Source organism: Streptomyces sp. MK37H, assembly GCF_018035285.1.
Lineage (GTDB): Bacteria > Actinomycetota > Actinomycetes > Streptomycetales > Streptomycetaceae > Streptomyces > Streptomyces endocoffeicus.
This window is the reverse complement of sequence record NZ_JAAAYH010000336.1, coordinates 1-9,969: the sequence shown is the minus strand read 5'-3', so window position 1 is coordinate 9,969 and position 9,969 is coordinate 1. Positions and strand designations below refer to the sequence as shown.

9 protein-coding genes and 1 pseudogene are annotated in these 9,969 nt (G+C 71.9%); 6 read left to right on the top strand and 4 right to left on the bottom strand.

The genetic code is table 11. From position 1 onward, the window contains the following. Window positions 1–394 (bottom strand): annotated as a pseudogene (locus GWI24_RS33095) (hypothetical protein); the annotation flags it as partial. 310 nt (window positions 395–704) lie between these two features. Here GWI24_RS33095 and dacB point away from each other — a divergent pair. Continuing rightward, window positions 705–2,048 carry a D-alanyl-D-alanine carboxypeptidase/D-alanyl-D-alanine-endopeptidase gene (gene dacB / locus GWI24_RS33090; protein ID WP_210949743.1) on the top strand — a complete coding sequence of 448 codons (1,344 nt, stop codon included), beginning with the start codon at window positions 705–707 and terminating at the stop codon, window positions 2,046–2,048. Window positions 2,049–2,264: 216 nt separating this feature from the next. On the opposite strand, the gene GWI24_RS33085 is transcribed toward dacB, so the two are convergent. Beyond that, window positions 2,265–2,924 (bottom strand): response regulator transcription factor, encoded by a 660-nt coding sequence (locus GWI24_RS33085; protein ID WP_210949742.1) that lies wholly within the window; start codon window positions 2,922–2,924, stop codon window positions 2,265–2,267. Beyond that, entirely contained in the window at window positions 2,897–4,159 is a 1,263-nt protein-coding gene (locus GWI24_RS33080) for a sensor histidine kinase (RefSeq protein WP_210949744.1), read from the bottom strand. Before GWI24_RS33080 ends, GWI24_RS33085 begins: the two co-directional genes overlap by 28 nt. Window positions 4,160–4,352: 193 nt before the next feature. Here GWI24_RS33080 and GWI24_RS33075 point away from each other — a divergent pair, with 193 nt between their 5' ends. After that, complete coding sequence (locus tag GWI24_RS33075; RefSeq protein WP_210949741.1) at window positions 4,353–5,090, top strand: ABC transporter ATP-binding protein; 738 nt, start codon at window positions 4,353–4,355, stop codon at window positions 5,088–5,090. Further along, a complete protein-coding gene (locus GWI24_RS33070; protein WP_210949740.1) occupies window positions 5,084–7,555 on the top strand; it encodes an FtsX-like permease family protein in 2,472 nt (823 codons plus the stop codon). The genes GWI24_RS33075 and GWI24_RS33070 overlap by 7 nt, the downstream gene beginning before the upstream one ends. Window positions 7,556–7,590: 35 nt before the next feature. Here the strand turns inward: GWI24_RS33070 and GWI24_RS33065 are convergent, their stop codons facing one another. Next, a complete protein-coding gene (locus tag GWI24_RS33065) occupies window positions 7,591–8,010 on the bottom strand; it encodes a YjbQ family protein (RefSeq protein WP_210949739.1) in 420 nt (139 codons plus the stop codon). Between the two features lie 101 nt (window positions 8,011–8,111). Between GWI24_RS33065 and GWI24_RS47000 the strand changes: the two genes are divergently transcribed. From GWI24_RS47000 to GWI24_RS33055, 3 genes are all read left to right on the top strand, one after another. Continuing rightward, window positions 8,112–8,195, top strand: a complete 84-nt coding sequence (locus GWI24_RS47000) for a putative leader peptide (protein ID WP_350203233.1) — start codon at window positions 8,112–8,114, stop codon at window positions 8,193–8,195. Window positions 8,196–8,326: 131 nt separating this feature from the next. Next, a complete protein-coding gene (locus GWI24_RS33060) occupies window positions 8,327–9,136 on the top strand; it encodes an ABC transporter permease (protein ID WP_210949738.1) in 810 nt (269 codons plus the stop codon). Continuing rightward, window positions 9,109–9,915: an ABC transporter ATP-binding protein gene (locus GWI24_RS33055; RefSeq protein ID WP_210949737.1), complete on the top strand. Its 807-nt coding sequence runs from the start codon at window positions 9,109–9,111 to the stop codon at window positions 9,913–9,915. Before GWI24_RS33060 ends, GWI24_RS33055 begins: the two co-directional genes overlap by 28 nt. Window positions 9,916–9,969: the final 54 nt, after the last annotated feature.

Genomic DNA, 9,969 nt, shown 5'->3' with positions numbered 1-9,969 from the left:
CCCGGCCGATCTCGTTCCCGATGCGGTCCAGCGCGCCACGCCGCTGGGCGGTCAGCGGCTCCAGCACCCGGGTGCGTACCCAGTCCCGGTCGGCACCGGGGCCGCGCGCGGCCAACTGCTTGTAGGCGTCGGCCACCTGGCTGTCCATCGTCGCCAGTTCCTTGTCCACGGTGGGCCGCGCCTGCTGCGGCACACTCGCCAGACGGGTCGCGGCATCCGGGCACTTGACGGTCATGGCCGTCCGCGCCGACGCCTGCTGCCCGGCCGACTGGCGGGCGGCGGAAGCATCGTTGTCGGTCATCAGGAGAGCCCCGCCACCCACGGCCAGTGCGGTCACTCCGACCACGGTCAGCCCGATGACCCTGGATCGCTTGTGTCTCTTCTTGTTCCTCATCCTTCGCCCCTCATCGGCAGTCTTCATACGCCGGGGACGCCTTGCCCTCGGCCACGTCGGAGCGCGCTCCCCCACCCGTCCCGGAGTGGAGGGCACAGCCCGACGCCGATGGATACGGACGGCGACGCGATCGTTCTCAACGGTGGTCGCAACATCTCGTAAATAGCCGGAGGAGTCGGTGCAGTGACCTATCTCCGCATCGGCTTCACCACATGTCCACGGATCGACGGGACGAAGGTGATCAGCTACGGCTAAAGTGAGTGCTTCGTTTCACCACCCCCCATCTCCCTCTACGCGCCCCGGAGCCCCCATGTCCAGCGCGACCTCGTCCACCGGGCGTCATCGCAAAGCCAAGCCCATGAGTCTCGCCGTGCGCCGCGCGTTCATCGTCGCGGCGGTCCCGGTCACGGGCGCGCTGCTGTCCGCTCCGTCGGCGCTCGCCGCCGACAAGAGCACCAAGACCACCACGACGGCCCAGTCCGTGGCCGCCGACGGGCTGGACCCCGCCGAGCAGCGGATCGCGGAGAACCTCAACACCCGCGCGCAGAACCCGAGTCTCGGCGGCACCTTCAGCGGCATCGTGCTGGACTCCGCTTCCGACAAGGTCATCTGGGGGCATGACGCCGACACCGCGCTGATGCCCGCGTCCAACGCCAAACTGGCCACCGCCACGGCGGCGTTGACCGTGCTCGGCCCCGAGCACCGGTTCACCACCAAGGTGGTCTACGGCGACGGCACGCTCACCCTCATCGGCGGCGGCGACCGCATGCTGACCACCGCGGATCTCACCGAGCTCGCCAAGACGGCCGCCGCCGGGGTCAAGCTCGGGGGCCTGGACTCGGTGAAGGTCCGCATCGACGACAGCCTCTTCCCCGAGCCGACCCTCGCCACCGGCTGGAACGACTCCTACTACGACGACCAGGTGTCGCCGGTGCGCTCCCTGGTGGTGGACGGCAAGCTGTCCGCGGACACCTCCATCGACGCGGGGAAGGTCTTCGCCCAGCAACTCGCCGACCAGGGCGTCACCGTCGACGGCGAGGTCACTCGCGGCACGGCCTCGGCGACGGATGTCCCGGTGGGGCAGCACCTGTCCCCCACGCTGTCCGAGACGATCAAGAAGATGCTCAAGAAGAGCGACAACGACATCGCCGAGACGGTGCTGCGCATGACCGCGCTCGGCGCCGGCAGGCCCGCCACCTACGAGGACGGCACGGCCGTGGTGCGGGACGTCCTCAGCCGCCACTACGGGGTCTCGATGGCCAACTTCGAGATCCACGACGGCAGCGGGCTCTCCCGGGCGGACCGCATCCCGGCACGGACCGTGGCGGACATCCTCGACCTGCTCACCGATCCGCGCTACCGCGGACTGCTGCGCTCCATCGACGAGGGCCTGCCCGTGGCGGGCGAGGCGGGCAGCACTCTGGGCCCCGAGTGGGGACGCTTCGACACCCCGGACTCCCAGTGCGCCGTCGGCCAGGTCAAGGCCAAGACGGGCACGCTGACCGGCGCCATCGCGCTCAGCGGCCTGACGAAGGCGGAGGACGGCCGGTGGAAGGTCTTCTCCTTCATCGAGAACCAGTCCTCCGCCGACCCGGCCGCCACCAAGGACACCCTCGACGGCCTGGCCGCCACGGTCAACGGCTGCTGGGCGTAGCCGCACAGCCCGGGTCCCTGGCCCCGCGGGTCACCCGTCGGTGGTCTGCGTAGCCGGGGGCTCGGGGTGGAACTGCTCGACGCGGTCGCGCTTGGTGTACATGTCCCAGTAGTGCTCGGCGAGGTCGTCCGCCGCTCACCCCGGATCAGGTCTACGAGGTGATGGAGAACCTCACGGGCAAGCGATAGCCGGGCGGACGCGCCTACATCCTCCGCGTCACGCCCGCAAATAGGCGAGGACCGCCAGCACCCTGCGGTGTGTCTCCTCCGCCGGAGGAAGGTCCAGCTTGGTGAGGATGCTGCCGATGTGCTTGCCCACGGCCGCCTCGGACACGACCAGTGCACGGGCGATGGCACCGTTCGACCTGCCCTCCGCGATCAGCCCCAGCACCTCCCGCTCCCGCGCGGTGAGCCGCTCCAGCGGATCGCGGCGTCGGCGCAGCAGCTGGCGTACCACCTCGGGGTCGACGACGGTGCCACCGTCCGCGACCTCGCACAGGGCGGCCACGAAGTCCGCCACCTGTCCGACCCGGTCCTTCAGCAAGTAGCCGACGCCCGTTCCGTCACCGGAGTCCAGCAGTTCCGAGGCGTATGTCCGCTGCACGTACTGGCTGAGGACCAGGACGGGCAGCGTGGGCCGCTTCTCGCGCAGCCGCACCGCCGCGCGCAGGCCCTCGTCCTGGAACCCCGGGGGCATCCGCACATCCGTCAGGACGATGTCCGGAGCGTGCTCCTCGACCGCGGCGAGCAGTGCGGGAGCGTCGCCGACGGCCGCGACGACGTCGTGCCCGCAGCGGCCGAGCAGGCCGATGAGCCCCTCCCGCAGCAGCACACTGTCCTCGGCCAGTACTACGCGGAGCGGTCGGTCCGTACGCAAGGAATCTCCACACGCAACAGGGTCGGTCCGCCCGGCGGACTGGACAGGGAGATTCTGCCATCCAGCGCCGCAACCCGGTCCGCGAGTCCGGTCAGGCCGGTTCCGGTGCCGGCGTCCGCACCGCCCCGGCCGTTGTCGCGCACCTGGAGGAACAGCCATCCGTCCCGGTGTCCTCCGCTCACCTCCGCGCGGCTGGCCGCGCTGTGCCTGGCGATGTTGGTGAGGGCCTCGCGGACGACGAAGTACGCGGCGGCCTCGACCGCTTGGGGCAGCCGTCCGGACAGGGCCAGATCCACGTCCACGGGGATCGCGGAGCGGTCCGCGGCGTCGGCGACGGCCGCGGGGAGGCCGTGGTCCGACAGCACCTTGGGGTGGATGCCGCGGATGAGTTCGCGCAGCTCCGCGAGCACCTTGTCCGCCTCCTCATGGGCCTTCGCGAGCTGATCGGCGACCGGTCCGGGAGGTGCGTCCAGGCGGGCCAGACCGAGCGTCATCGTCAGTCCCACCAGCCGCTGCTGCGCCCCGTCGTGCAGATCGCGCTCGATGCGCCGCCGTTCCGCCTCGAAGGCGTCCACGAGCCGGAGGCGGGAACGGGTCAACTCGACGACCCTCGTGCCCAGTTCGGCCTCACGCGGAGCGATCAGCAGTCGTGTCAGTCCGGCCCGGGCGCCCGCCACCACCCCCAGGGCATAGGCACCCAGCATCAGGAGCACCACACCGAGGACGGCGATACCGAAGGCCGCCGGCCAGGTGGTGACGGTCCACTGCTTGAGCACCTTGATCTCCTGGCCCCCGCCGACCATGGCCATCAGCGGCGGCGTCGCGACCATGGACAGCGGGCAGAGCAGGGCAACGGCGACGACGAGCGCGTCGACGGGCCACAGCAGCACCGCGAACAGCAGGGCGTGGCCCAGCTCCCGCCACGTCGCCCGCTCCCTCATGCGCGTGGTCAGCCAGGCCCACAGGCCATGGGCGAGGGGCGCCCGGTGCGGGTCGACGGCGGGGTCCGCGTCGATCAGGCGCATCCGGTGGCGCTCCACCCAGGCCACCGGGATTCCGGCGAGGGCCGCGAGCACGAGCAGCGGGATCCCCACCAGGACGAGGGCGAGAACGGCTCCGGCCGCCGCCGTGGCCGCGATCACCACGAGCGCGACGCCACCGGTCACGGCTCCGGTGAGCAGATATCCGGCGGAGCGCCACGGCCACGACGACAGCAGGAAGCCCGGTCCGGACATGGCGTGCCACACGTTCCGCGGATGCATGGAGGTCACCGTAGAAGGCCCCACGCCGCCGGTGCCATCGGGCCAGGGAGTCCTTCGGGGGTATGCCTGGCCCTACCCCAGGTCTCGCCCCTGCCGTACTGCGGCGCCGTGTCCCCGCGCGGTTTCGTGAGGTCACCGAGAAGGCGACACCGCGGAATGGGGACAGATGAACAACGACGTGATCCAGTTGCGTTCCGTCAGCAGACGCTATGGTTCGGGGGATGGCGCGGTGACGGCGCTCGACGACGTCTCGCTGTCGTTCCCCAGGGGATCGTTCACCGCCGTCATGGGCCCTTCCGGCTCCGGCAAGTCGACGCTGCTGCAGTGCGCCGCGGGGCTGGACCGTCCCACATCGGGGTCGGTCACCGTGGCCGGGACCGAGTTGACGAAGCTGAGCGAGACCGGGCTGACCCTGTTGCGCCGCCGGCGCGTCGGGTTCGTGTTCCAGGCGTTCAACCTGCTGCCGTCCCTGACCGCGGAGCAGAACGTGACGCTGCCTCTGCGCCTCGCCGGCCACCGCCCCGCCAAGGCCCGGGTGCGTGAGGCGCTCCAGCAGGTCGGGCTCGGCGAGCGGGCGCGGCACCGCCCGGCGGAGCTGTCCGGTGGCCAGCAGCAGCGCGTCGCCCTGGCCCGCGCCCTGATCACCCGGCCCGATGTGCTCTTCGGCGACGAACCGACCGGTGCCCTCGACTCGCGGACCGGCCGTGAGGTGCTGACGTTGCTGCGCGGCATGGTCGACGGCGAGGGCCAGACGATCGTCATGGTCACGCACGACCCGGTGGCCGCCTCCTGCGCCGACCGTGTGCTCTTCCTCGTCGACGGGCGGGTGAGCGGCGAGTTGGCCGGGGCCGGTGCCGACACCATCGCCGCGCACATGGCCACGCTGGAGGCCGCGCCGTGCTGAGCGTCGCCCTGCGTACCCTGCGCACTCGCTGGGCCACCTTCGCCGGCAGTTTCGTCGCCCTCGCGCTGGGCGTCGCGCTGACCGCGGTGATGGGCCTGGCGCTCGCCTCGTCCCTGGACGCGCCCGGCCGCGGACCCGAGCGGTTCGCCGCCGCGCCGGTCGTGGTCAGGGGAGCCGACACCCTGCGGGTGGACACCTCGGCCGGTGTCCAGGTCCGGAGGCTCGCACATCCGCGCGCCGTGCCCGCCGGGACCGTCGCGAAGCTGCGGAGGCTCGGTTCCGTCGTCGTGGACCGGTCGTTCGCCGTACGGGCGCGGGGCGGACCGGACGACCTGGTGGGGCACCCCTGGTCCACCGCCGCCTTCGCCCCGTACCGGATCGACGCGGGACGCCCGCCCCGCGCGGCGGACGAGGTCGTGGTCAGCGGGGACTGGGCGAAGCCGGGGAAACGTGTACGGACCGATCGCGGCACCGTACGGGTCGTCGGAACCGTCGCGGGGCGCGGCTTCGAGAACGCCGTCTTCTACACCGACGCGCGCGCCGCCCGACTGTCACCGGCCGCCGTCCAACTCGTCGTGGACGCCGACCCGGCGGCTGTCCGCGAGGCGCTGCGCGGCAGCGACGGCGACGGTGTCCGGGTCCTCACCGGGCCAGGACGCCGCCACGCCGACCCCGACCCGGACCGGGACCGCGAGGCCCTCGCGGCGATGAACGCGATGTTCGGCACGGCCGGGGGTGTCGCCGCCTTCGTGTCGGTGTTCGTGGTGGCCTCCACCTTCGCGTTCGCGGTCGCCCAGCGGCGCCGGGAGTTCGGGCTGCTGCGCGTGGCGGGGGCGACTCCGGGCCAGATCCGCCGGATGGTCTTCGCCGAAGCGCTCGTGGTCGGCGTGCTCGCCTCGGCCACCGGCTGTCTGCTCGGCGCGTACGGTGCGCCACGGCTGGCCGGCCGGGTGGTCGACGGTGGTCTCGCGCCGCGCTGGTTCACCATCGGCGACCACATCTGGCCGTACCACCTGGCCTTCTGGACGGGGCTGTTCGTCGCGCTGTGCGGTGCGGCGGCCGCGTCCTGGCGGGCGGGCCGCACCGGCCCCGCCCAGGCACTGCGCGAGGCGTCCGCGGACACCACGACGGGCGGGACGATGACCTGGGGCCGATGGCTCTCCGGCCTGGCCCTGCTGGTGACCGCCGCCGTGACGCTGTGCCTGAGCCTGCTCACGGACCCGGGCGACCTGCTGCACCGGAAGACCTATGTGAGCCGGCCGATGCTGCTGATCGGCGCGGTCGCGCCGCTCGCGCCGGTGGCGGTGCGCCCGCTGACCCGGCTGATCGCCTGGCTCCCGGCCCGGCTGCCCGGTGCCGGCGGCATGCTGGTGCGGGAGAACGCCGCCGCCGGTGTGCGCCGCACGGCCGCGATCGCGGCGCCCGTACTGGTCACGGTCGCCCTCGCCGGTTCGCTCCTGGGCGCCACCGCGACGCTGAACCGGGCGCGGGCCACCGAGACCCGTCAGCAGACGGCCGCCGGCTTCGTCATCACCCCGGCCGGGGGCGCGGGCTTCGATACGGCGACGCTGCGCAGGCTGCGCGATGTGCCCGGTGTCGAGATGTCCGCGACCTCGTCAAGTGCCGTGTACGTCCTGGAGGACGGCGTGTCGCTCCTGGAGTCCGATGCCCATGCCGCCGATCCGGGCCCGCTCACCGCCACGACCCGGTTGCCGATCGAGGCCGGGAAGGCGAGCGATCTCGATGACGACTCGATCATCGTCAATGGCGAGTGGCCACGCCACACCGTGGGCGAGCGGGTGCGGGTGTGGCTCGGCGACGGTACGAAGAGATCGCTGCGGATCGCCGCGGTGATGGCCACCGGCACCGGCGACAACGGCGTCTACGTCACCCCGCGCAACGCCCCGGGCGCGACCGTGGACCGGGTCGACATCGCCCTCGCGCGCGGCACCGACGCGGACGCCGCGGCCACCGGGCTGCGTGCGGCGGTACGCACGACCGGCGGCCACGTCTTCACCAAGGACCAATGGGTGAAGGCGAGTTACCCCGAGACCAACCGCACGACCCGGCTCGGCTTCCTGCTGGTCCTCGGCATCGCCCTCCTCTACACGGGCATCTCCGTGGCCAACACCATGGTCATGGCGACCTCCGACCGCGTCCGCGAACTGGCCGTGCTGCGCCTGGCCGGAGCCACCACCTGGCAGGTGCTGCGGCTGGTGGGCGCCGAGGCGCTGACGGTGGTCGCGGTCGGCGCGGTCCTCGGCCTCCTGGTCACCGGGCTCAACCTGGTGGGCATGTGGAGCGCCCTGGCCCTGCTGTCGGTGCGGACCACGATCGACGTCCCCTGGACGGCGATCGGCGCGGCCGTGGCCGCGTGCGCGGTACTCGCCGTGGTGTCGTCGGTCGCCCCCGCCGCGTTCGCCCTGCGCCGCCGGGCGGTGGCACTGGCGGGCCTGCGGGAGTGACCACGTCAGCCCACGTCAGCCCAGGTCAGCCCACGTCAGCCCAGGAAGCTCAGCCGGACCTGGCGGTCGGGGTTGTCCCGGTTGGTGTCGACCAGGCACACCGACTGCCAGGTGCCCAGCGCCAGCCTTCCGCCGATGACCGGGATGGTGGCGTGCGGGGGTACGAAGGCGGGGAGGACGTGGTCGCGGCCGTGGCCGGGGCTTCCGTGGCGGTGGCGCCAGCGGTCGTCGGCGGGGAGGAGGTCGCGGAGGGCGGAGAGCAGATCGGTGTCGCTGCCGGCGCCCGTCTCCAGGATGGCGATCCCGGCCGTGGCATGCGGGACGAAGACGTTGAGCAGGCCGTCACCGCCGTCCGCCACCTCGCGCAGATACGCCTCGCAGTCGGTGGTGAGGTCGGCGACGGTCTCGGTGGATCCGGTGGTGACGCTGATGGTGTGGGTACGGAATGCGCTCATGGAACCATCCTGATACGCCGTCGCGTAAAACTCCCGCAACAAAGGTCCGAGGGGCAAGACACCGTTGACCGGTTCCGGACGTCCTCGCTAGCTTCGAGGGCATGTCTACGTCAGCCCTGCTCACCACGCGCGGTCATATCGACCTGCTGCGGGTGGCGTCCGCCGCGTGTCCCGGCCTCCGCTGACCTTTCTCTCCCTTCCCCACCTCTCCTCCCCCTCGCCTCGGTCTCGTTCCGCCGTACCGTGCTGATCGTCGTTTCGTGCGGCGTGTACGGGCCTGTACGGGCGTCGAGGCGTACCCCTTTGTGGAGCCCCCATGTCCCCGGTTCTCGAACCGGTCGTGCCGCTCTCCGCGCGCCGCCGCACCGTGCCGCGATGGCTGCGCCGTACGACCGGACCCCTTCTGCTGCTGGTGCTCTGGCAGGTGTCCAGCGCCACCGGTGTGCTGCCCTCCGACACCCTCGCCTCCCCCGGCACCATCGCCGATACCGCCTCCGACCTGCTCAAGGACGGCACCCTCCCGCACGCCATGCTGGTGTCCGTACAGCGGGTGCTGATCGGGCTGGCGCTCGGCGGTGTCATCGGCGTCTCGCTCGCGCTGGTCTCCGGGCTCTCCCGGCTCGGCGAGGACCTCGTCGACGCGAGTGTACAGATGCTGCGCAGCATCCCCTGGGTCGGCATGATCCCGCTGTTCATCATCTGGATGGGCATCGGCGAGGCCCCGAAGATCGCGCTGATCGCGCTGGGCGTCACCTTCCATCTCTATCTGAACGTCTACGCGGGCATCCGCGGCGTGGACGCCCAGCTCATCGAGGCCGGGAACTCGCTCGGGCTCGGCCGCTGGGGACTGATCCGCCATGTGGTGCTGCCCGGGGCGCTCCCCGGCGCGATGACCGGGCTGCGCTACTCCCTCGCCACCGCCTGGCTGGCGCTGGTCTTCGGCGAAACCATCAACGCCGACGACGGGATCGGCTTTCTGCTCAACCGCGCACGGGAGTTCTTCCAGACCGATGTGATCGTGGTCTGCCTGATCGTCTACGCCGCCCTCGGCCTGCTCGCCGATTTCATCGTCCGCACTCTGGAGAGGCTGCTGCTGCAATGGCGACCGAACTTCACCGGCAAGTGAACGCCCTGGGCGAGGAGTTGAAGAAGGAGTCGGGGCAGGAGACGGGCGACGCGAGTGGCGATGCCGCGGTGCGGGTGCGCTCGCTGACCCGCTCGTTCGATGGTCGCGCGGTCATCGACAATCTCCAACTCGACGTACCGGCGGGCGAGTTCGTGGCGCTGCTCGGCCGCAGTGGCTGCGGCAAGTCCACACTGCTGCGGGTGCTCGCCGGACTGGACCGGGAGATCGAGGGCGAGGTGCTGGTGCCGCGCCGCAAGGCCGTCGCCTTCCAGGCACCCCGGCTGATGCCCTGGAAGCGGGTCTGGCGCAATGTGCTGCTCGGGCTGCCCGGCCGCCCCGGGCGGGCCGTGGCCGAGCGGGCGCTGAACGAGGTCGGTCTCGGCCACCGCATCGACGCCTGGCCCAAGACCCTCTCCGGCGGTGAGGCCCAGCGCGCCTCGCTCGCCCGTGCGCTGGTGCGCGAACCCGATCTGCTGCTGCTGGACGAGCCGTTCGGCGCGCTGGACGCGCTCACCCGGATCACCGCGCAGCAGCTGGTGGCCGAGCTGTGGCAGCGGCGCGGCTGCGCGGTGCTGCTGGTCACGCATGACGTGGAGGAGGCGCTGCTGCTCGCCGACCGCGTCCTGGTGATGGACGGGGGCGTCATCGCGCATCAGATCCGGGTGGACCGGGACCGGCCGCGCGACATCGCCGATCCGCTCCTCGCCGAGCTGCGTACCGAGCTCCTGGACCGGCTGGGTGTGAAGGCGCCCGAACCGGCCGTCCACAAGGTCGCCTGACGGCCGCTCGGTCCATCACGAACCGCCAGGCGCATTCCGAAATCCCCGAGAACT

Excerpts from the sequence above, each read along its gene's own strand:
- GWI24_RS33080 (WP_210949744.1), bottom strand. The coding sequence starts at position 4,159 with ATGTCCGGACCGGGCTTCCTGCTGTCGTCGTGGCCGTGGCGCTCCGCC.
- GWI24_RS33065 (WP_210949739.1), bottom strand. The coding sequence starts at position 8,010 with ATGAGCGCATTCCGTACCCACACCATCAGCGTCACCACCGGATCCACC.
- GWI24_RS33075 (WP_210949741.1), top strand. The coding sequence starts at position 4,353 with ATGAACAACGACGTGATCCAGTTGCGTTCCGTCAGCAGACGCTATGGT.
- GWI24_RS33060 (WP_210949738.1), top strand. The coding sequence starts at position 8,327 with ATGTCCCCGGTTCTCGAACCGGTCGTGCCGCTCTCCGCGCGCCGCCGC.
- GWI24_RS33055 (WP_210949737.1), top strand. The coding sequence starts at position 9,109 with ATGGCGACCGAACTTCACCGGCAAGTGAACGCCCTGGGCGAGGAGTTG.
- dacB (WP_210949743.1), top strand. The coding sequence starts at position 705 with ATGTCCAGCGCGACCTCGTCCACCGGGCGTCATCGCAAAGCCAAGCCC.
- GWI24_RS47000 (WP_350203233.1), top strand. The coding sequence starts at position 8,112 with ATGTCTACGTCAGCCCTGCTCACCACGCGCGGTCATATCGACCTGCTG.